The sequence below is a fragment of the Paenirhizobium naphthalenivorans genome (assembly GCF_007992095.1).
Taxonomy (GTDB): Bacteria; Pseudomonadota; Alphaproteobacteria; order Rhizobiales; family Rhizobiaceae; genus Allorhizobium; species Allorhizobium naphthalenivorans.
The window spans coordinates 205,193-225,848 of the sequence record NZ_BJZP01000003.1; the positions used below are offsets into that span (position 1 = coordinate 205,193).

Annotated in this window: 18 protein-coding genes; 9 read left to right on the forward strand and 9 right to left on the reverse strand. The window is 62.7% G+C overall.

The features are described from left to right. The first annotated feature begins 23 nt into the window (after positions 1–23). The 3 genes from RNA01_RS04475 to RNA01_RS04485 are packed head-to-tail and all read left to right on the forward strand — an operon-like array spanning position 24 to position 5,813. Positions 24–944, forward strand: a complete 921-nt coding sequence (locus tag RNA01_RS04475; protein ID WP_147178759.1) for a DUF58 domain-containing protein — start codon at positions 24–26, stop codon at positions 942–944. After that, positions 941–3,742, forward strand: a complete 2,802-nt coding sequence (locus RNA01_RS04480; protein WP_147178760.1) for a DUF4159 domain-containing protein — start codon at positions 941–943, stop codon at positions 3,740–3,742. The genes RNA01_RS04475 and RNA01_RS04480 overlap by 4 nt, the downstream gene beginning before the upstream one ends. A 1-nt stretch (position 3,743) precedes the next feature. Further along, the gene (locus tag RNA01_RS04485) at positions 3,744–5,813 is read left to right on the forward strand and encodes a hypothetical protein (RefSeq protein ID WP_147178761.1); all 2,070 of its coding nucleotides are present in this window, start codon (positions 3,744–3,746) and stop codon (positions 5,811–5,813) included. 55 nt (positions 5,814–5,868) lie between these two features. Here RNA01_RS04485 and RNA01_RS04490 read toward each other — a convergent pair whose 3' ends face one another. Next, entirely contained in the window at positions 5,869–6,405 is a 537-nt protein-coding gene (locus RNA01_RS04490; RefSeq protein WP_147178762.1) for a hypothetical protein, read from the reverse strand. 138 nt (positions 6,406–6,543) lie between these two features. Here RNA01_RS04490 and RNA01_RS04495 point away from each other — a divergent pair, with 138 nt between their 5' ends. Then, a complete protein-coding gene (locus tag RNA01_RS04495) occupies positions 6,544–6,963 on the forward strand; it encodes a GNAT family N-acetyltransferase (protein WP_147178763.1) in 420 nt (139 codons plus the stop codon). On the opposite strand, the gene RNA01_RS04500 is transcribed toward RNA01_RS04495, so the two are convergent. Beyond that, a complete protein-coding gene (locus RNA01_RS04500; protein ID WP_147178764.1) occupies positions 6,947–7,483 on the reverse strand; it encodes a GNAT family N-acetyltransferase in 537 nt (178 codons plus the stop codon). The two genes, RNA01_RS04495 and RNA01_RS04500, sit on opposite strands and share 17 nt — an antisense overlap. 259 nt (positions 7,484–7,742) lie before the next feature. Between RNA01_RS04500 and RNA01_RS04505 the strand changes: the two genes are divergently transcribed. Beyond that, positions 7,743–8,723, forward strand: coding sequence for a glutathione S-transferase family protein (locus RNA01_RS04505; RefSeq protein ID WP_147178765.1), 981 nt, complete (start codon positions 7,743–7,745; stop codon positions 8,721–8,723). Positions 8,724–8,732: 9 nt separating this feature from the next. On the opposite strand, the gene RNA01_RS04510 is transcribed toward RNA01_RS04505, so the two are convergent. Further along, a complete protein-coding gene (locus RNA01_RS04510) occupies positions 8,733–9,224 on the reverse strand; it encodes an NUDIX domain-containing protein (protein WP_170253353.1) in 492 nt (163 codons plus the stop codon). A gap of 41 nt (positions 9,225–9,265) precedes the next feature. On the opposite strand from RNA01_RS04510, the gene RNA01_RS04515 reads away from it, so the two are divergent. Continuing rightward, entirely contained in the window at positions 9,266–10,174 is a 909-nt protein-coding gene (locus RNA01_RS04515) for a metallophosphoesterase family protein (protein ID WP_147178766.1), read from the forward strand. A 3-nt stretch (positions 10,175–10,177) separates the two neighbouring features. On the opposite strand, the gene RNA01_RS04520 is transcribed toward RNA01_RS04515, so the two are convergent. From RNA01_RS04520 to RNA01_RS04535, 4 genes are all read right to left on the reverse strand, one after another. Further along, the gene (locus RNA01_RS04520) at positions 10,178–10,840 is read right to left on the reverse strand and encodes a CerR family C-terminal domain-containing protein (RefSeq protein WP_170253354.1); all 663 of its coding nucleotides are present in this window, start codon (positions 10,838–10,840) and stop codon (positions 10,178–10,180) included. Positions 10,841–10,967: 127 nt separating this feature from the next. Then, positions 10,968–11,756: an alpha/beta fold hydrolase gene (locus tag RNA01_RS04525; protein WP_147178768.1), complete on the reverse strand. Its 789-nt coding sequence runs from the start codon at positions 11,754–11,756 to the stop codon at positions 10,968–10,970. A gap of 3 nt (positions 11,757–11,759) precedes the next feature. Beyond that, positions 11,760–13,475 (reverse strand): 2-isopropylmalate synthase, encoded by a 1,716-nt coding sequence (leuA, locus tag RNA01_RS04530; protein ID WP_147178870.1) that lies wholly within the window; start codon positions 13,473–13,475, stop codon positions 11,760–11,762. 327 nt (positions 13,476–13,802) lie between these two features. Beyond that, the gene (locus RNA01_RS04535) at positions 13,803–14,987 is read right to left on the reverse strand and encodes a benzoate/H(+) symporter BenE family transporter (RefSeq protein WP_147178769.1); all 1,185 of its coding nucleotides are present in this window, start codon (positions 14,985–14,987) and stop codon (positions 13,803–13,805) included. 248 nt (positions 14,988–15,235) lie between these two features. Between RNA01_RS04535 and RNA01_RS04540 the strand changes: the two genes are divergently transcribed. From RNA01_RS04540 to RNA01_RS04550, 3 genes are all read left to right on the forward strand, one after another. Then, complete coding sequence (locus tag RNA01_RS04540) at positions 15,236–16,333, forward strand: carboxynorspermidine decarboxylase (RefSeq protein ID WP_147178770.1); 1,098 nt, start codon at positions 15,236–15,238, stop codon at positions 16,331–16,333. Between the two features lie 48 nt (positions 16,334–16,381). Then, positions 16,382–17,623: a saccharopine dehydrogenase family protein gene (locus RNA01_RS04545; RefSeq protein WP_147178771.1), complete on the forward strand. Its 1,242-nt coding sequence runs from the start codon at positions 16,382–16,384 to the stop codon at positions 17,621–17,623. A gap of 284 nt (positions 17,624–17,907) precedes the next feature. Then, positions 17,908–18,813 carry a hypothetical protein gene (locus RNA01_RS04550; protein WP_147178772.1) on the forward strand — a complete coding sequence of 302 codons (906 nt, stop codon included), beginning with the start codon at positions 17,908–17,910 and terminating at the stop codon, positions 18,811–18,813. Positions 18,814–18,910: 97 nt separating this feature from the next. On the opposite strand, the gene RNA01_RS04555 is transcribed toward RNA01_RS04550, so the two are convergent. Beyond that, positions 18,911–19,246: a hypothetical protein gene (locus RNA01_RS04555; RefSeq protein ID WP_147178773.1), complete on the reverse strand. Its 336-nt coding sequence runs from the start codon at positions 19,244–19,246 to the stop codon at positions 18,911–18,913. 248 nt (positions 19,247–19,494) lie between these two features. Next, on the reverse strand, positions 19,495–20,637 hold the full coding sequence (locus tag RNA01_RS04560) for a hypothetical protein (protein ID WP_147178774.1): 1,143 nt from the start codon (positions 20,635–20,637) through the stop codon (positions 19,495–19,497). Positions 20,638–20,656 lie beyond the last annotated feature (19 nt).

Genomic DNA, 20,656 nt, shown 5'->3' on the forward strand with positions numbered 1-20,656 from the left:
CAATAAGAAAGGGCGACGCACCTGTGGCAACCATCGGCCAGATCGTCGAGCAGACCTCAGCCAGCGACGCGCTGACGCGCGCGCGCCAGCGGGCTGCACTCGTGCCCGATTGCATGGTCGAGGCCAGGCGCATCGCCAACACCGTGATCGCCGGCTGGCACGGCCGGCGCCAGCGTGGCATCGGTGAGAACTTCTGGCAGTTCCGCCCCTACGCCGAAGGCGAGAGCTTCGCCCGTATCGACTGGCGCCGTTCGGCGCGTGACGACCATACCTATATCCGCGATCACGAATGGGAGGCCGCCCATACCGTCTGGCTGTGGGCCGACCTGTCTCCCTCGATGATGTACAAGTCGACGCTTGCCTCCGTCTCCAAGGAAAGTCGGGCGCTGGTGTTGATGTTGGCGCTGGCGGAGATCCTCGCTCGCTCAGGCGAACGAATCGGTTGCCCCGGCGTGATGGAGCCCATCTCCGCCCGCAATGCGGCCGAGCGGCTGGCAACCGCTGTCATCCATACCCCGCTGATCAACGGCCTGCCGGACACCACGATGATCCGTGGCTCAAGCGACATCGTCCTGATCGGCGACTTCCTTGATGATGCCGACCGTATCATGGAGAAGATCGCGCCGCTTGCCCGCCGCGGCCTGCGCGGCCATGTGGTCGAGATCGCCGACCCGGCCGAGGAGAGTTTCCCCTATTCCGGCCGCACCGAATTCATCGATCCGGAAACCGGCGAAAGACTGGTGTCCGGCCGCGCCGAGGGCCTGCGTGACGACTACCGCCGCGCCTATCTCGCCCGCCGCGAAAATCTCGGCGAACAGCTGCGCCGCCTCGGCTGGAGCTTCGTCCATCACTCCACCGACCACCTGGCCTCCGAGGCGCTGGTCGCGGTCCATATGTATCTCTCCGGCACGCCGCCGCTCGTTAGCCGGAGCAACACGCCATGAACGCCCTCCCCCTCGCCTTTACGGCCCCGGCAGTGCTGATCGCCCTTGCCGCACTACCGCTGATCTGGTGGCTTTTGAAACTCACGCCGCCGCGCCCGACGTCGGAAGTCTTTCCGCCGCTGCGCATTCTGGCGGGCGTGCTCAAGCGCGACGAAACGCCATCGAAGAGCCCGTGGTGGCTCACGCTCCTGCGCATGGCGCTCGCAGCGCTGGTGATCTTCGCGCTCGCCGATCCCGTGCTCAATCCACGCAACGCCTCGCTCTCGGCCGATGGCCCCTTGGTGCTCGTCGTGGACAATGACTGGGCGACCGTTACCGACTGGCAAAGCCGCGTCGCCACGGCCGAAGCACTGATCGGCGATGCTAACGGCAGCGACCTGCCGGTGTCGATCGTCTTCACCGCCGATCCGACCCATGACGCGGTTCCCGTCAGTGCCGCTACCGCTCTGGAAAAGCTGCGCGCCGCACGCCCGAAACCGCTTCGCCCCGATCGGGTCCGCGCGGTCGAGGCCCTGAAGACCGCTCTTGATGGCACACGTCCCGGCACGCTCGCGGTTCTATCCGACGGCATCGCCATTGACGAACGGGAACGGCTAATGACCGAGCTTGCGGCATTCGCTCCCGCCCAGCTCCGATTGATCGAAGGCGACAATGTGGCGGCACTCGCGATCACCTCTGCTGCAAACGGCGCCGATGCCCTCACCGTTACCCTGTCGCGTGTCGATGGCCGTCTCGCGCGAAGCCTGATCGTCGACGCTCAGGACCGCCAAGGCCGCATCATCGCCTCCGGCACTGTGGATTTTTCCGCCGGTGCGACGGTTGCGAGCGGTGAGATTTCCGCCCCGTTCGAGCTACGCAATGATTTCGCCCGCCTGTCGATCGCCGGCCTTGGCTCAGCCGGGGCGACCCACCTCCTCGACGACGGTTTCCGACGTCGCCGCGTCGCGCTGATCTCCGGCGACACCGGAGCCGATTTCCAGCCGCTGCTGTCGCCGCTCTATTACATCGAACGGGCGATCGCCCCCTATGCCGACCTGATCAAGCCGGGCGTCGCCGATCTCGCCGTCTCGGTGCCCGAAATTCTCGCGCAAAAACCCTCGGCCATCATCATGGCCGACATCGGCCGTCTGCCGGAAACCGTCTGTGAACCCCTGCAAACCTGGATCGCTCAGGGCGGCACCTTGATCCGTTTTGCCGGGCCGCGTCTTGCCGCAGCGCCGGTTGGCGATCCGCTGGTGCCGGTGATCCTGCGCCAGGGCGAGCGAGCGCTTGGCGGCGCACTGTCCTGGGCCGAGCCGCAGCCGCTCGCCGATTTTCCCAACTTCGGCCCTTTCGCCGGAATGCCGAAGCCTGAAGGCATCCTGATCAAGCGCCAGGTTCTGGCCGAGCCGACGCCCGACCTCGCCGAGCGCACCTGGGCAAGTCTTGCCGACGGCACACCGCTCGTCACCGTCAAGGAGAGCGGCGCCGGCCGCACCGTCCTTTTCCATGTCAGTGCCGAGGCCACTTGGTCCGATCTGCCGATTTCCGGCGAATTCGTCGAGATGCTGCGCCGCGTCGTGCAACTCGCCCGCGTCGGCAATGCCGCAACCGATGGCCCGGCCAAGGCGACACTCGCCCCGTTCCGCCTGCTGACCGAACGGGGCGCGCTGACCTCGGAAACCGGTAATGCTCGCCCGCTTGATCTCGGCCCTTCGCGTCCGACCGCTGCGACCTTCGACAATCCCCCCGGCCTCTACGGCACGGAAGACGGCTTTGCCGCCTTGAACCCTTTACCGACAGGCGCCGAGTTGAAACCACTCAACACCGAGGCATCGCTGCCGATCACCCGCGAGCCGCTCGCCGGCACTGCGGCGACGCCGCTGAAGCCGGCGCTCCTGTCGCTCGCCTTCGCGCTGCTGATCCTCGACAGCCTTGTGGTGCTGCTCATGGGGGGGGCCTTTTCGCGGTTGCCTCGCCGCGCGACGACGGCATCCATCGTGGCGCTCGCCTGCGCCCTTGCCTTTGCGCCCGGCGACCATGCGTCTGCGGACGATTCCAGGCCGGGCGACGAATTGATCTTCGAGCGTCTCGACAACACTCACCTCGCCTATGTCGTTACCGGCGAACAGGATGTCGACCGCCTGTCGGAAAGCGGCCTGCGCGGGCTCACCGACTTCCTGACCTATCGCACCACCCTGGAGCCGTCCCCGCCGGTCGGCCTCGACATCACCAAGGACGAGCTCTCCTTCTATCCGATCATCTTCTGGCCGATCTCGGCGACCGCCCCCATGCCGACGGCCGCCGCCATCAGCCGGATCGATGCCTATATGCGCGCCGGCGGCACCGTGCTGTTCGACACCCGCGACCAGTTTTCTGCGCTTGGAGGTGAGAGCGGCCCGAGCGCCAACGGCGAACGGCTGCAGGCGATCCTCGACAACATCGACATCCCGCCGCTCGAACCTGTGCCCAGCGATCACGTGCTGACGCGCGCCTTTTACCTGCTCTCGAGCTTTCCCGGCCGCTACAGCGGCAGCCCGCTCTGGGTCGAGGCACGTCAGGAGGCAAAAACCTCCAACAGCGAATTGACCTCCTCCGGCGACGGCGTCTCGCCCATCCTGATCACCGGCAATGATCTGCTCGGCGCCTGGGCGGTCGACGACAATGGTGCCTCTCTGCTTCCGACCGTACCGCCGGATGAACGGCAGCGCGAACTGTCCTTCCGCGCCGGCGTCAACATCATGATGTATATGCTGACCGGCAACTACAAGGCCGACCAGGTGCACGTCCCGGCTCTGCTCGAACGGTTGGGGCAGTGACATGACGCTTCAATTCGCCCCCTTCGTTCCATGGTTTGTCCTTCTGGCGCTGGCCGTGCTGGCGCTAATCCTTGCCACAGCCGGTTTTGCGCGCGGCGTGCGCGGCACAGCGATCCGGCTTCTGGCCTCCACCGCCGTGCTGGCCGCACTTGCCAATCCGCAGTTGCTGAAGGAGGACCGCGAAGCGCTGTCCACCGTCGTGCCGGTCATCGTCGACCGCAGCCAGAGCCAGGAAACGCCCGAGCGCATAGCCATGACCGACGCGGCACTCAAAGGCCTGAAAGACCGACTGTCGCGCTTTGCCCGCATCGAACCGCGCATTGTCGAGGTCCGTGACCCGACAACCTCCGACGCGCCGTCCACACGGCTGTTCGAGGCGCTCGCCTCGGCCCTGTCCGATGTCCCGCCCGCCCGGGTTGGCGCCGCCGTCTTCATCACCGATGGCCAGATCCACGACATTCCAGCCACCGGCCAGGCCCTTGGTTTCAATGCTCCGGTCCATGCTCTCGTGACCGGCAAGGCCGACGAATTCGACCGGCGTATCGAGGTCCTGCGCGCGCCGCGTTTCGGCATCGTCAACGAGGAACAGGAACTGACGCTGCGCGTCTTTGACGATGGTCGGCAAACCGATGTGCCAGCTACGGTCACGGTGCGCATGAACGGTGAGGAAATCGCCACCCTCAACGCCGTGCCCGGCGCGGAGACGCCCTTTGGCTTCAAGGTGCCGCGCGGCGGTAACAACGTGCTGGAATTCACCGTCGCCGCCACGCCCGGCGAGGTCACCGAGGTCAACAATCGCGCCATCCACCTGATCGAGGGCATCCGCGAGAACCTGCGCGTGCTGCTGGTCTCGGGCGAACCCCATGCCGGCGAACGCGCCTGGCGCAACCTGTTGAAGTCCGACGCCGCCGTCGACTTGGTGCATTTCACCATTTTGCGACCACCGGAAAAGCAGGATGGCACGCCGATCAACGAATTGTCGCTGATCGCCTTCCCGACGCGCGAACTGTTCATCGAGAAGATCAACGATTTCGACCTGATCATCTTCGACCGCTACCAGCACCGTGGGGTGCTGCCGATCCTCTACTATGACTACATCGCCGAATACGTGAAGAAGGGCGGTGCGCTGCTGATCGCCGCAGGCCCCGAACATGCCGGCGAGGATTCCATCGCCATCACGCCGCTGGCCGCCGTGCTGCCGGCGGCACCGACCGGCGATGTCCACCAGGCGGCCTTCTATCCACGCCTCTCCGAACAGGGCAAGCGCCACCCCGTTACCCGGGGGCTTGATGGCTCGACCTCGGAACCGCCGCAATGGGGCCGCTGGTTCCGCAGCGTCGACGTCGATCCGCCGCGCGGCGAGACCGTCATGACCGCCGCCGACGGACGGCCGCTGCTGGTGCTCGATCGCGCCGAGGAAGGCCGCGTCGCCATGCTGCTGTCCGACCAGGGTTGGCTCTGGGCGCGCGGCTTCGAGGGCGGCGGCCCGCATGTCTCGCTCTATCGCCGCATCGCCCATTGGCTGATGAAGGAACCGGAACTTGAGGAAGAGTCCCTGAAGGCCCGCGCCTCGGGCCGCACGCTGGAGATCACCCGCCAGACCATCGGCGGTGATCCGGGCTTGGCGACCATTCGCTACCCTTCCGGAAGAACCGAAACACTGGCGCTCGGTGAAACCGCGCCCGGCCTCTATCGCGGCGAAAAGCCCATGGACGAAACGGGCCTCTTCACCATCGCCAATGGCGAATTCTCGACCCTCGTCCATGTCGGCGCGGTCGATGCGCCGGAATTCAAGGCCATGGTATCGACGCTCGATACCCTGAAGCCGATCGCCAACGAGACCCGCGGCAGGATCGCCCGCCTCGACGACGGCAAGGGCGGTCTTCGCCTCCCCGACATCCTCCCCGTCCGCGGCGACGTCCGCATCGCCGACGACCGCCGCCTGCTGGTGCGCCTCACCGACGAAACGGTGCTGAAGGGCGTGAACACCCTGCCGTTGTTTGCCGGCTTCGCCGGGCTGGCGGTGCTGCTGCTGGCGATGTCGGCGACGTGGTGGCGCGAGGGGCGATAGGGGGACGGAGAGCTAACGGAGCCGGCCCCTATGCGGACTCTTTACCTGGGAAGCGTTAGGCGCCTCTATGTTCTGAGAATGCTTGGATCTCTGCCAACGAGGGTCGGCCTCCCATCATGAAGAAAAGCAGTTCAGTTTTGTTTGAAAGGCTAAGAACAACCACGGTCTCTGACGCATCCGCGACTGCCACTTCCGTGTACGTTATCGACGCACGATCAAGAAGAGCCTTGGTCTCGCCAACCGACAAGCCAGGTTCGAAACCATCAAAGCGAACGTAGCGTCGAGGAGCAAACTTCATCTTTCCTTGCTTGGGCGCTGGAGACTCATTGTTTGCCACCCACATCCGCACGCCAACGCGACGAACCTCAACCTGCTTTCCCTGAACCCAAAGTTCGACTTGAATGTTACCGTGGTAGTCGAGGAGGCTGTCAAAACTGGCCGGGTCCCCGCCAAAATCCCACCAGCTTGGTGGTCCAAGGGCGCGTCCAACGGAGAAAAAGGGGACATCCGGACGGACCACCTGAGAGGGAGATCTTTGAAGTAACTTCAGGACCGAGAACGACAATAACGTATGGTTTCTAATCATCTGCACGGGATATCAAGCTAAATGCCCTGCGACAATATCGGCTGAGAGGGCGCGAAGCGACCGCCAAGCAAATAGGTCTCCAATGTTCGCTCCGGCCTGCGACCCCCCATCGACACCCACCGCAAATCCCCCTACCCTCGCCCCATGCCCGACACCCTCCCCCTCTCCGACACGGTCCCAGACGACGCCCGCGCAGCGATCCGCAAGGGCATCATCGACCATAACAATGCCCTGCTCGGCCCGACCGACCGGCAGAACATCTTCATCCCGCTGGAGGATGACGAGGGAAAGGTCGAGGGCGGGCTGATCGGCTATACCGGGCGCGGCTGGCTCTATACCGAAATGCTCTACGTGCCCGAACGCCTGCGCGGCCGAGGGCTTGCCGGTCAGCTGTTGCAGCGGGCGGAGGACGAGGCGAAGGCGCGCGGCTGCAAGGGTGCCTATATCGACACGATCAATCCGCAGGCCTGCCGCGCCTATCAGCGGCAAGGCTACCAGATTTGCGGCGCGATCGACAATTTCACCAGCAACTTCGCGATTACCTGGCTCAAGAAGCTTTTCTGAGCGTTTCGGCGTCCTTGGCCTCGTCCCGCCAGGCAATCAGGCCTTTCAACCGCTCATGCACATCGGCGCCAAGCGGCACGACCAGCACCCGTGCCGGATCGACAGGGCCTGGAAAATCCAACGCCTTGTAGGCCACTTTCTCGAAGCCGAGCGGCATGTAATACGGCGGGTCGCCGATCAGGATGACAGCCTCCGAGCCTGCCCGCCGCGCCGCCTCGATGGCGATGCGCACCAGCTCCCGGCCGATGCCGCGGTTCTTGTGCGACGGCCGCACAGCCAGCGGCCCGAGCAGATGCCCCTTCACCGAACCGGCCAGCACCGGCGTCATGCGCACCGAGGCAATCGTCTCGCCGTCGTCGGCGCAGATGAAGGACAACTGCCGGTCGTGCGGCCCCTGCTCGCGGATACGGGCAGCCGCCCGGGTGAACCGGCCAGGACCAAAGGCTTCTTCGTTGATGTGTTCGATGACAGCGTCATGCGACGCATCCTCGGTGAGGTAGACAAGGTCGTGATTTTTCATGGATGACAGAACCAGCAGAACAGACGGAGATAGGGGTTCTCGATAACGCCGACAGGGCGTTCGGGAAGCATCAGCGTCGTCGCAGGGTCCGTGGTGCAGTCATGGAGCAATAGTCATCCGTTTTGAGCGAAATCCCGGATAGCAGCATTTTTTCCGGGCGTAAATGGAAAAACGCAGTGTTCAACCATTCGCACCTCACAAAATGCGCGGTGTAGCGTATCTATGCGGCACAACACGATCAAACGACAGGAGAGCGCCGATGGGCATGCTCGTCAAAGGCGTCTGGCAAGACGTCTGGTATGACACGAAAACCACCGCCGGCCATTTCGAGCGTTCCAAGGCCCGGTTCCGCAACTGGGTGACTGTCGACGGCTCCGCCGGCCCGACCGGCCAAGGCGGCTTCAAGGCCGAGCCCGGCCGTTATCATCTGTATGTGTCGCTCGCTTGTCCCTGGGCGCACCGCACACTGATCTTCCGCAAGCTGAAGGGTCTGGAACACCTGATCTCGCTATCGATCGTCGATCCGCTGATGCTGAAAAACGGCTGGGAGTTCCATGACCGTGACGGAGCGACGGTCGACCATCTGTTCGGCTCGGATTTCCTTTACCAGATCTACCTCAAGGCCGATCCAGACTATTCGGGCCGTGTGACCGTTCCAGTCCTTTGGGACAAGCAGACCGGCACGATCGTCTCGAACGAATCCGCCGACATCATCCGCATGTTCAACAGCGCCTTCAACGGCCTGACCGGATCCGACTCTGATTACTCTCCGCAAGCCCTGCGGCCCGAGATCGACGCGCTCAACGCCCGCATCTACGACAGCGTCAACAACGGCGTCTACAAGGCCGGTTTCGCCACCACGCAAGAGGCCTATGAGAGCGCCGTCCACCCGCTCTTCGCCATGCTTGACGAATTGGAGCAGCGCCTGACGACCCAGCGCTATCTGTTCGGCGATCAACTGACCGAGGCCGACTGGCGGCTCTTCACCACGCTGGTGCGCTTCGACCCGGTTTATGTCGGCCATTTCAAGTGCAACATCCGCCGGATTGTCGACTATCCGAACCTATCGGCCTATGTTCGCGATCTCTACCAGACGCCGGGCGTCGCCGGAACGGTCAACATTCGTCATATCAAGCACCACTACTATCGCAGTCACAAGACGATCAACCCGACGGGAATAGTACCTGTCGGCCCGCAACTCGATCTCGATCGACCGCACGGCCGTCAGGCACTCGGCTGAAGCCGGTTATCACCAGAAATCGGCGGGACTGACCTCCCCGCCCAGTTCACGCAAGCGGCACAGGGTGGCCGACGTCACGTCCTTCGGCAGGTCGCGCGGGTCGAAGAAGCCGGCTTCGACGATCTCGCGATCGGCCAGCCGCGGTGCGGTCTGGAGTACCTGGGCGCGATAGAGCAGCACATGGTCGCGCGGGCTGATGCGGCGGTTGAAATAGACGTGGAAGAGCTGCGGCGGCGCGGTGAGTTCGAGATTGCCCTCCTCGCGCAGTTCCTTCTCGAGTGCCTGAAAGGCCGTCTCGTTGCGCTCCACGCCCCCGCCCGGCATGTACCAGCCGGGCACGTAGGAATGACGCACGAGAAAGATCTGCCCCTCGGCATTGAAGCAGGCGGCCCGCACACCGAGCGTCATGCCACGCGACATGGCGAAATAGCCGTGCAGCACCTTCAGCAGCATACGCCGCGCAAGCCCGTTGCGTTCATCAAGACCGCTCTGCTGGCTCATTCTTCTTGCCCCTGTCACGCCTGATCTTTAAGACAGGCGCCATGTTCAAACTCGCGCATATATCCGATGTTCACCTGGGGCCGCTGCCTAACCTGACCATCCGGGAACTGGCCTCCAAGCGCATCACCGGTTATGTGAACTGGCACCGCAACCGGCGCAAGCATCTTTTCGCCAACGCGCTTGATCTGGTGATCGAGGATCTCCGCCGCCATGAGCCCGACCATCTGGCGATCACCGGCGACCTCGTCAATCTGGCCACCGGTATAGAGATCAGACTTGTCGCCGAATGGCTGCGCCAGACCGGCGCGCCCCTCGACACCTCAGTCGTTCCCGGCAACCATGACGCCTATGTCCCCGGCGCCCACGACAAGGCGGTGCAGGCCTGGTACGACTACATGCGCGGTGACGACGACCCGCTGATCTGGCGGGAGGGCCACAAGCTCTTCCCCTATATCCGCCGCCGTGGTCCCGTGGCCTTGATCGGCTGTTCCACCTCGATCGCCACGCCCCCCTTCTCCGCCACCGGCTACTTCAGCGCCCGCCAGGCCCGCGAGACAGCCGAACTGTTGAAGGCAGCGGACGAGGAAGGTCTTTTCCGTGTGGTGATGATCCACCATCCGCCAATCCGGGGTGCCGCTTCCGCGCACAAACGTATGATCGGCATCCGCCGTTTCGCCGAGGCGATCTCGGCCGGCGGTGCCGACCTGGTGTTGCACGGCCACACCCACCTCAACACGCTTTACTGGCTGGAGGGACGCGGAAAACGCGTGCCGGTCATCGGCATCGCCTCCGCCTCTCAGGGGCCCGGAGCGCCGAAGCCACCCGCCGGCTATAATCTGTTTTCAATCAGTGGCGAGCCCGGCGCCTGGCATCTGAAATGGGACCGCCACAGCCTGTTCGACGCCACCGCCAAACTGCGCCACGACCACCACCAGATCCTGCTCGGCTGACGCTCAGGCGCCATTACGTCCGCGGTGCCAGATGACAATCGCCCGCAGATTGTCGGAAAAGACAGCGATGGCCGCCTGCATCTCGTCCAATCCGAAACAGCGCCATCCCATATGCTCAACGAGAACCGATTTGCAGATACGGAAGAAGACCGACTGGCCGAACAGCGAAAACACGGTCAGCGCCAGTTCGTCTTCCGCACCGGGACGGCCGACCGCAATGGCGAACAATTGGCAGGAGCGTTCGTGTATCGGCTTTGCCAGCCGCTCGTAAAGAACGCTGTCCACCTCGCCGGGCATGACCATTTCTCTGTTCATGAAAGTGGTAAGAAGGTCGGCATCCGGGCGCGAGGCACCGATGCGCATCATCGTGGCGATCATGCCGTCGAGCATGTCCAGCGCCTCATCCGGTGTAAGGTTAGCCGGGAGCGACTGGGTCAGCGCAGGCCCGAGCGATTCGAGCACGACATCGATCACATACCCGATACAGGCATTTCGCAGGCCCGGCTTGCCGCCGAAATGATAAGCGATACTGCCGATATTGGCAGCCGCGTGATCGGCGATCTGACGGGTCGATACGGCCTCGTAGCCATGATTGCCGAACAGTTCGAGGGCCGCTGAAATCAGCGATCTCCGCGTCGCTGCAGCGCCCGATAGCGCTCTTGCCATGCCCCTCTCCCGACGAATAATCATTCGATTGATTAAAAGAGAACGCTGGCGATTCCAATTCTGGCTGCCGCATTCTTGCTATCAGCGAGTACATTTCGTCTGACGTTTCCCGACATCGGAAAGGCAATCAGCCTGGAGATGCCTCGGACGTCATCTCGCGAAGAATAGCCGCCATCGCCAGCGGGCATTCATCGACCAACATATGGCCGGCATTGGCAATGCGCGTCAGCGCCACATTGTCAGGCAGCCTGTCAGCCTGCATCACCGGCAACACGCAGTCCTCCACCCCCCAAACGACTCGGATCGGCATCGTCAGAGCGGCAAGCGCGTCGAGCGGCAATTCGCCCTGCAGACGTTCGCCGATGGGCGAGACATAGGTGATAGCCTCGAAGATCCGATCAAGCGCCTCGCGCGCGCCGGGCAGATGGCGAACGCTCATCATGTCGTCGATCAGATCATCGGCGATTGTCGCATTGAATCCGAACATGAGCTCCATTGCCCATGTCAGGTCGAGATGGGTCTCGGCCTGTGCATAGTGCGAAAGCAGCCGGTGATTGATCGCCGGACCGATTCCGCCGGGCGCCATCAGCGTGGCGCTCAGCACCCGCTTCGGATCCTTGAGCGCCAGCAACGCGGCAGTGGCCCCGCCGAGCGAATGCCCGGCGACGTGAAAGTTTGTGACCCCGCGCAAGTCGAGATCATTTCGGATGACCTTTGCCATCTTGCCTGCCCCGCCGGCCCCGTCGGCGTGGAGCGAACCCGCATGGCCAGGCATGTCATAGGCGATGATCGGCATTGCCGGACCAAGCTCGGCCATGACCCTGCGCCAGATGAACGCCCCGCCGCCGAAGCCGTGCAGTAGAACGAGCGGCGGAGACTTTCTCGCGTCTCCGAGTGCGACGGCGTGGAGCGCCATGTTTCAGCCCCTTGTCATGCGATCTTCGAGCACCCGGTTCGCAGCCGAGACGATCGCCTCGAGCGAAGCAGCGACGATGTTGGTGTTGATGCCGACACCGAACAACTTGCCGCCCGGATGCACCACTTCAACATAGGCGATCGCCGAGGCGTTAGAACCATGCTGCAGCGAATGCTCGGAGTAGTCGGCAACCGTCAGCTCGATCCCGAGATAGTTCGACAGCGCATTAATGAAACCGTCGATCGGGCCAGTCCCCTGCCCCTCGATGCGCTTGGTCACACCGCCATCGGTGATCTCGGCGGCGACGATGCGGCGACCCTTGTGGGCAGGATCGGCATAGGTGTGGTGGTCGACATATTTCAGCCGTGCGGCGGGCTGCTCGACATAGCGCTCGATGAAACGCTCATAGATCCGCTTCGACGGCAGTTCGACGCCCTCGTCGTCGGTGATCCGCTGGATATCCTCGCGGAACTCGACCTGCAAGTTACGCGGCAGGTTGATACCGTAGTCCTCCGCCAGGATGTAGGCGATACCGCCCTTGCCCGACTGCGAGTTGATGCGGATGATCGCCTCGTAGGAGCGTCCGACGTCCTGCGGGTCGATCGGCAGGTAAGGCACTTCCCAGACCGGCGAATTTGCCTTGCGGATCGCCTTCATGCCCTTGTTGATCGCATCTTGGTGCGAACCGGAGAAGGCGGTGTAGACCAGTTCGCCGACATAGGGATGGCGCTCGGGGATCTTCATCTCATTGGCATATTCGTAGACAGCCTTGATGCGTTCGATGTCGGAGCAGTCCAGCTTCGGGTCGACCCCTTGGGTGAACATGTTCAGCGCCAGCGTGACGATGTCGACATTGCCGGTACGCTCGCCATTGCCGAACAGGGTGCCTTCGACACGGTCGGCGCCGGCCATCAAGCCCAGTTCGGTGGCGGCAATGCCGGTGCCACGGTCATTGTGCGGGTGCAGCGAGATCAGCACGTTCTCACGGTTGTCGATATTACGGCACATCCATTCGATCTGGTCGGCATAGATGTTCGGCGTCGCCATTTCGACGGTCGACGGCAGGTTGAGGATCAGCTTGTTGTCCGCTGTCGGCTTGATAATGTCGATCACGGCATTGGAGATTTCCAGCGCCACGTCCAGCTCGGTGCCGGTGAAGCTCTCCGGAGAATACTCGAAGCGGAACCCGCCGCCGGCCTTGGCCGCCATGTCGGTGATCATCTTGGCCGCATCGACGGCGATCTGCTTGATGCCCGGAACGTCCTTGGCAAACACCACGCGGCGCTGCAATTCGGATGTCGAATTGTAGAAATGGATGATCGGCCGCTTGGCCCCTTCCAGCGCCTCGAACGTGCGGGTGATCAGCTCCGGACGGCACTGCACCAACACCTGCAGCGACAGGTCGTCCGGCACATTGCCTTCTTCCACGCACCAGCGAGCGAAGTCGAAATCGGTCTGCGAGGCGGACGGAAAGCCGATCTCGATTTCCTTGAAGCCCATGTCGATGAGCAGCTGGAACATGCGGGCCTTGCGGTCATGGCCCATCGGATTGACCAGCGACTGGTTGCCGTCGCGCAGATCCACCGAGCACCAGATCGGTGCCTTGGTGATGGTCTTCGACGGCCAGGTGCGGTCCTTGATGTCGATCTGCGGATAGGGCCGGTACTTCGTCGCCGCTTCGGGCATTCCCACTACGCCGCTTCCGGATTTCATGCTCATGTCGTTCATCTCTTCCTCTTCCGCATCTGCCCGGCTCTTAGCGCATAAAGCGCATTTTTGCGACGGCAAATGCTGGCCTCAAGTCGGCCAAATAGTCTCAGTTTACAGGATTTGCGTCGAGGAGCTGAGCCATGCGGCTATACGGCCGCCGGGCGCTCCTCAAAGGACCCGGCAACCGCGGATAAGGCTAAGAAGAAGCGAGTTTAGAGCGCGCGGGCGGGCTGCGGTCGCGGTGCGACCGGCAGAAGCCGTAACCATCAAAAAGGCGCTCGAATAGGTCATGGCCGATTCTATAGCGCAAGCCATGCACCCTCTGCAAGGGCTTCCTCACGCCCGGCGCGATTGTGCAACCTTGAGCAGCGCCAGCATCAGCGCCCCGGCGATCAGCCCCCAGAAGGCGCCGGAAATGCCGCCGAACGAAACGCCCGACGCAGTGATGAGGAAGGTAACGGCGGCGGCCTCGCGCGTCTGCGGCTCCTTGAAAGCCGCGACCGCCGAACCGGAGAAGGCCCCGATCAGGGCCAGACCCGCCACCGCCTGAATGAGGATCGGCGGGGCCAGCGAGACGAAGGCGGTGACCGCGCCGGCGAGAAGCCCGAGGATCACGTAGCCAACGCCACCGATGATCGCCGCCCAGTAGCGCTTCTTCGGATCTGGATGCGCGTCCTCGCCGGCGCACATGGCGGCCGTGATCGCCGCAAGGTTGACGGCATGGCCGCCGAACGGCGCGGACAGCAGCGAGAACAGTCCGGTGACGGCAAACAGCGGGCCGGGCATGGGATCATAATGGTTGACCTTGAGGACAGCGATGCCGGGAATGTTCTGCGATGCCATGGTGACGATGAAGAGCGGCAGAGCGATCGACACCAGCGCCGGCAGCGTGAATACTGGCATGACCAGTTCCATCGGCGGCGCCAGCGAGGATGCCCAACTCGCCATCGCGCCCTCCGGCAGGTCGACGCCGAAGATCATCACGATGACGAAGGCGAGCAGAGCCGCCGGCACGGCATAGAGCCGCTTGAAGGCCAGCACGGCTGCCCAGGCAATAAGGATCGGCAGGCCGAGCTTCGGATCGAAGGCGATCGCCTTGAACGGCGCGAAACACAGGCCAAGGATGACGCCGGACAACATGGCATTGGCCAGCGACGCCGGTATCGCGGCCACGGCGCGGCCAAGGGGGCGGAACAGCCCGGCGATAACAATCAGCACACCACAGACAAGAAAGGCGCCAACAGCGGCGGCAAACCCACCCTCCACCATTCCCGCGGTCGCCAGCAGTGCTGCGCCCGGCGTCGACCAGGCGATCGACACCGGCAGCTTCGTCCAGGCGCTCAGCAGGATCGCGCAAAGCCCCATCGACACCGACAGCGCCATCAGGCCGGACGCGGCCTCGTAATCGCTCGCCCCGACCCCTTTGAGGCCCTGCAAAACGACTGCGAACGAACTGGCGAAACCGACGAAGGCTGTCAGGCAGCCCATGAAAAAACTCTGCGCGGAAAGGTCTTTGAACATGGTGGACTCGGGGGTTTTGTCTCGATCCGCCTAGGCATCGCCATTTGCACAAGGGAACGCAAGGCGCCTTGGGGCGGAAAGGGTACACCCAGGCGTGACAGCGCCGGCAAATTCGGGCGTCGTCATGTCGATTTCACAATGGGCAGCCATAGGACCCAGGACAAACCGGGGGCAGCTTCCGCTTGCCTTATCCCCCCCTTTTGCCTAAGGGACCCCCCAACGAAGCCCCAGCGAAGAGGAAAGAGCCTTTGCTTCAGACGCCCTATTACCTCATCGACAAGTCGAAATTGCTCCAGAACATGGAGAGGATCGCGAAGCTGCGCGAGCTGTCCGGCGCCAAGGCGCTTCTGGCGCTGAAGTGCTTCGCGACCTGGTCGGTGTTCGATTTCATGCGCGATTACATGGACGGCACGACCTCGTCCTCGCTCAATGAGGTCCGCCTCGGCCACGAGCGCTTCGGCAAGGAGACGCACGCCTATTCGGTCGCCTATGCCGATTACGAGATCGACGAAGTCGTCGCCCATGCCGACAAGATCATCTTCAATTCGATCGGTCAGCTCAACCGATTCGCGGACAAGGCTTCCGGCATCGTTCGCGGCCTGCGCCTCAATCCCGGCGTTTCCTCGTCGAGCTTCGACCTCGCCGACCCGGCCCGCCCGTTCTCGCGGCTGGGCGAATGGGACGTCGCCAGAGTCGAGCCGGTCATGGATCTGATCTCCGGTTTCATGATCCACAACAATTGCGAGAACAAGGACTTCGACCTGTTCGACCGGATGCTCGGCGACATCGAGCAGAAGTTCGGCTCGCTGCTGAAGAAAGCCGAATGGGTCAGCCTCGGCGGCGGCATTCATTTCACCGGCGATGACTATCCGCTGGAGAAATTCGCCGAGCGGCTCAAGCGCCTCTCCGGCGAATACGGCGTTCAGGTCTATCTTGAGCCGGGCGAAGCCTCGATCACCCGCTCGACCACGCTCGAGACGACCGTGCTCGACACCCTTTACAACGGCAAGAACCTTGTCGTGGTGGATTCCTCCATCGAAGCGCACATGCTGGATCTGCTGATCTATCGTGAGAACGCGAAGGTTTCCCCAAACCAGGGACCACATCGTTACATGGTCTGCGGCAAGTCGTGCCTCGCCGGCGACATTTTCGGCGAATTCGACTTCGAAAACGAGCTGAAGGTCGGCGACCGTATCTCGTTCCAGGACGCCGCCGGCTACACGATGGTCAAGAAAAACTGGTTTAACGGCGTGAAAATGCCGGCAATCGCCATCCGTGAACTGGATGGCAGCCTCAGGACGGTCCGTGAGTTCGACTACACGGACTACGAACAAAGCCTGTCCTGAAATCTCGGGACAGGTTCTGACGATTGGACATAGGAGTTGGTCCCCATCATGAAGAAGAACGTGCTCATCATCGGCGCCGGTGGCGTCGCCCAGGTCGTGGCGCATAAATGCGCCCAGAACAATGACGTGCTCGGCGACATTCATATCGCCTCGCGCACCAAGGCCAAGTGCGACAAGATCATCGCCAGCGTGCATGAGAAAAAGGCGATGAAGCAGCCGGGCGTGCTCGAAGCGCATGCCCTCGACGCCCTCGACATCGAAGCCACCAAGGCGTTGATCCAGTCGACGAAGTCCGAAATCGTCATCAACGTCGGCACAGCCTTCCTCAACATGTCGGTGCTGCGCGCCTGCATGGACACCGGCGTCGCCTATATTGACACCGCGATCCACGAAGAGCCGAACAAGATCTGCGAGACCCCGCCGTGGTACGGCAATTACGAGTGGAAGCGCGCCGCCGAATGCGAGGAGAAGGGCATTACCGCCATCCTCGGTGCCGGCTTCGATCCGGGCGTCGTCAACGCCTATGCCAAGCTCGCCAAGGACGAATATCTCGACAAGGTCACCGACGTCGACATCGTCGACATCAATGCCGGCAGCCACGGCAAGTATTTCGCCACGAATTTCGACCCGGAAATCAACTTCCGCGAATTCACCGGCGTCGTCTACTCCTGGCAGAACGGCGCATGGCAGACCAACAAGATGTTCGAGATCGGCAAGGACTACGACCTGCCGGTCGTGGGTACGCGCCGCGCCTATCTCTGCGGCCATGACGAAGTGCATTCGCTGGCCAAGAACATGGACGGCGCCGACGTTCGCTTCTGGATGGGCTTCGGCGATCACTACATCAACGTCTTTACCGTGCTGAAGTCGATCGGCCTCCTCTCCGAGCAGCCGGTCAAGCTGGCCGACGGTTCGGAAGTCGTGCCGCTCAAGGTGGTCAAGGCCTGCCTGCCCGACCCCTCGTCGCTGGCACCGGAATATGAAGGCAAGACCTGCATCGGCGACTACGTGAAGGGCCTGAAGGACGGCAAGGAAAAGACCGTCTTCATCTACAACGTGGCCGACCACAAGGAAGCCTATGAGGAAGTCGGCTCCCAGGGCATTTCCTACACGGCAGGCGTCCCCCCGGTCGCCGCCGCCATGCTGATCGCCACCGGAGAGTGGGACGTGAAGAAGATGGCGAACGTCGAGGAACTGCCGCCCAAGCCCTTCATCAACATCCTGAACCGCATCGGTCTGCCGACCCGCATCCAGGATGAGAACGGCGACCGTCCGGTCGAGTTCGCCTGATCCGCGACCGGGAAAAATTCCCGGAAAATGGGAACCGAAAAACGCAATCCCCGCTGTCGATGACGGCGGGGATTTTTCATGGTGGCGGCCTTTCGGCTACACCGGCGACAGATTATCTTCGACGCACCCGCTGGAGCCACATTTGGAGAGACACGGCCACTCGATAGCCCGAAAACATCGGTTGTTCTGAATTGACGATCCGGCAAGATCCTCCAGTTCCGGATTGCCGAGCGCCCTGTTGCAGTTAAGGAGACCTGTGCTCCGCCGATTTGAAATACCAAACCATGTCAGATTTCTCCGACTCCTCACGTGCCTTTCCCCAGTCCTTCACTGTCGAGGAGATCATGTCATCGCCTCGCTTCGCCGCCACTCTGGAAGCTTCGAGGGATGATCTGCTCGGCGTTCATCAACGCCTGCCGCGCGAGGTTCGCTATGTCGCTGACCTGCAACGCTGGCTGCTCAGTCAGGCAACGCTTGCCGTCCATTTCGAATATAAGACCGGCCTTAGCGACCTGCCCATCTCGCCGGCGAACCTGCTGCGCTTTCTTGAAGGAACGCATGTTTCGAGCCGCAACACGACGCTCTCCTTCCTGAAGGAGATGATCCACTACAAGCTCGTCGAGCCGCTGCCGAGCGGCGACCGGCGCGTGCGAAGCTACCTCGCCCAACCCTATGCCGAGGATCTTATCCGCGAGTGGTTCCATATCCATCTGCGCGCGCTTGACCTGATGGACAATGGCAACCGTTTTAGTCTCTCGCAGGTAAGGCCGGACCTGCTTTTCCATGCCCAGCCGTTGATGACGCGGTATGTGCTGGCCGAACGGGAATGGTCCGATCCGCCCGAAGCCGTGGCGGCCTTCGTGAAGGCGGATTCCGGCAGCAATCTGCTGCATCACCTTGCGGCACTCGCCGCAGGCAAGCCCGTCGTCGATGGCAAGGTATGGATCGGCCCGATGTCCTCCGCCCGCATGGCGCAAGGTTATCTGATTTCCCAGAGCCATACCGGCAGGCTTTTTGCCAGGGCGCGCAAACTCGGCGCCATGGGCTGGCAGACCACCGGGCATGGCCGTGACTGTTGGCTCGCGCCCGAACTCGTGGATGCCTATCACCGCTGGCAGGCGGTGAAACTTTCCTGCGTGGCGCGGGCGGTAGCCGACGGAGCAGTCGCCCTGCAAGCGCATAAACCATGAAAGATAACGGTCGGATCAAGGTGCGCCCCAGCCATCATCCGCCGCATGGCCGGAACCGGCGACGGCAATCCTGAGGGTGCGCCGCCGGTCCATCGCATCATTCGTGGATCGTGTAGGAGCCCATTTCGCAGAGGTCCTGGGTATCCGTCGTGGTGTCGAGGTCCGAATCCGGATCAAACTCGAAGCGCATGTCGTATTTGCAGACATCACGACCGTCCGCGATGGTGATCCGCATGCTTTCGCCAGGGTTCAGCACCTGACTGCCAAAGACATCATCCTCCCAATCGCCCACACCAACCGGCGAGGTGTAGAAGTTCGTCAGCACAGCGCTGGTTCCGTTCTTCAGCGTGAACACCAGATCCTCGGCATGGGAGACCGAAACGGACGCGAGAAGCATCGTTGCGGACGCAACGGCCAAAGAGAAATTCTTCATGTTTTTCATCCTGTTACGTGTGGAGCGCCGGCGACAATTTCTTAGCCGTTTGGCAGGTTCCCGAAAAGAGGTGTTTTCGACCCATTTCTGGTGAGATCCTTCGGTGCGCCGCGCTCGGGCGGGATTTCACCCGCAAGAAAGTCATGCCACCCCCAAGACGGGGATCTATTTGCGATGCAAGAAAGGCGCGGCCTCGACCGCGCCTTTTCCATCGGCTCCGGCGAAGAGCCCGCAAGGACTGCCCTTTTTCAGTTGTCCGGTGCCGACAGCCGGAAACTCATCACCGCGTCGTGAACCCGCTTCTGCCCCTTCGCATCGCCGAGGAAGTGATAGCCGACGATGGTGTAGCCGCGCTTCTTGTAGACCACATAGGCGGCAATGCTCTGCACGGTGGCGCCACTGATCTCACCCTGATACTGGCGCACGACGACCGGCACCTTGGGTAGGCCGACACCCGGATGCTGCTCCGTCGGCTTCGCAAGCCGCTCGCTCATGAAGAAGATCTTGTCCGCCAGTTTCTCTTCCCAGGCATCGGCGAAATCCTTCGCCTTGGTGTTCTGGCCGAGATCCAGCGCCCAGACGATCACGCCCTCCACCCGGTCAGGATGGCGCATGTCGAGCGAATAGGGTTCGGAATCGTCAATCTGGCTCGACCAGATACGCGGCACGGCGATCCAGAAGCCGCGGTCGGAATTGCGCCGCCAGACGATGGTGTCGCCCCCGTCGGCGGGGGCCGGCTTGCCGGCATCCGCACCATCGCTCTTGGCTGGAGGGCCCGGTGGTGTCGATGGGGGCGGCGTCGCGGGTTGAGCGTGCTCGGGCTCCGGCACAGCGGCCGTCCCCTCGCCAAGCGCCAGGGTCGCCGAACAGTTCTGGAAGACCTTCATATACTCGTCGAAAATCCCCTCTGGCGCAGAATAGGACATCAGCAGGAAGACGCGCGGCGCCGTTACCACCATCTGAATATGGTTGAACGGTCGCATCTTTCCCGCACTGTCCGTCGTGCTGTAGCTGGCGATGACGAAGGGCGCCTGCTGTCCGGCGATGGGGGCGGCGCCCTCGGTGCGGATACGGCCGTCGCGAACGGCGAGCAATTGTGCCTTCAGCCCATCGAGCTGCGCTTGAGCAGTCTTCTCGGCGGTCTGCGCGCGGTCGATCACCTGAACGATGATCGCCGCTTCGCGCGCACTGCCCGTCTGCCCCGAAAACACCCGGTCACCGTTGGCAGTCTGCTTGAAGTCCCAGTCCGAGGGAAACGAGCAGGAGAAGCCGGAATTGTCCTTGTAGGTGCGAAAGGTCACCTCCTGCGCGGCAGAAGGAAGCGCTGCCGCGAGGATAAGGCCCACCGCCAGCGCCAGACAGGCGCAGATTTCCCCGACAACGTTGCGCATGATTTTCAGACTCCATCCC

What these genes read in the sequence shown, in the direction of transcription:
- RNA01_RS04480 (WP_147178760.1), top strand. Translation starts at nt 941, where the DNA reads ATGAACGCCCTCCCCCTCGCCTTTACGGCCCCGGCAGTGCTGATCGCC.
- RNA01_RS04485 (WP_147178761.1), top strand. Translation starts at nt 3,744, where the DNA reads ATGACGCTTCAATTCGCCCCCTTCGTTCCATGGTTTGTCCTTCTGGCG.
- RNA01_RS04495 (WP_147178763.1), top strand. Translation starts at nt 6,544, where the DNA reads ATGCCCGACACCCTCCCCCTCTCCGACACGGTCCCAGACGACGCCCGC.
- RNA01_RS04500 (WP_147178764.1), bottom strand. Translation starts at nt 7,483, where the DNA reads ATGAAAAATCACGACCTTGTCTACCTCACCGAGGATGCGTCGCATGAC.
- RNA01_RS04505 (WP_147178765.1), top strand. Translation starts at nt 7,743, where the DNA reads ATGGGCATGCTCGTCAAAGGCGTCTGGCAAGACGTCTGGTATGACACG.
- RNA01_RS04510 (WP_170253353.1), bottom strand. Translation starts at nt 9,224, where the DNA reads ATGAGCCAGCAGAGCGGTCTTGATGAACGCAACGGGCTTGCGCGGCGT.
- RNA01_RS04515 (WP_147178766.1), top strand. Translation starts at nt 9,266, where the DNA reads ATGTTCAAACTCGCGCATATATCCGATGTTCACCTGGGGCCGCTGCCT.
- RNA01_RS04520 (WP_170253354.1), bottom strand. Translation starts at nt 10,840, where the DNA reads ATGGCAAGAGCGCTATCGGGCGCTGCAGCGACGCGGAGATCGCTGATT.
- RNA01_RS04525 (WP_147178768.1), bottom strand. Translation starts at nt 11,756, where the DNA reads ATGGCGCTCCACGCCGTCGCACTCGGAGACGCGAGAAAGTCTCCGCCG.
- leuA (WP_147178870.1), bottom strand. Translation starts at nt 13,475, where the DNA reads ATGAGCATGAAATCCGGAAGCGGCGTAGTGGGAATGCCCGAAGCGGCG.
- RNA01_RS04535 (WP_147178769.1), bottom strand. Translation starts at nt 14,987, where the DNA reads ATGTTCAAAGACCTTTCCGCGCAGAGTTTTTTCATGGGCTGCCTGACA.
- RNA01_RS04545 (WP_147178771.1), top strand. Translation starts at nt 16,382, where the DNA reads ATGAAGAAGAACGTGCTCATCATCGGCGCCGGTGGCGTCGCCCAGGTC.
- RNA01_RS04550 (WP_147178772.1), top strand. Translation starts at nt 17,908, where the DNA reads ATGTCAGATTTCTCCGACTCCTCACGTGCCTTTCCCCAGTCCTTCACT.
- RNA01_RS04555 (WP_147178773.1), bottom strand. Translation starts at nt 19,246, where the DNA reads ATGAAGAATTTCTCTTTGGCCGTTGCGTCCGCAACGATGCTTCTCGCG.
- RNA01_RS04560 (WP_147178774.1), bottom strand. Translation starts at nt 20,637, where the DNA reads ATGCGCAACGTTGTCGGGGAAATCTGCGCCTGTCTGGCGCTGGCGGTG.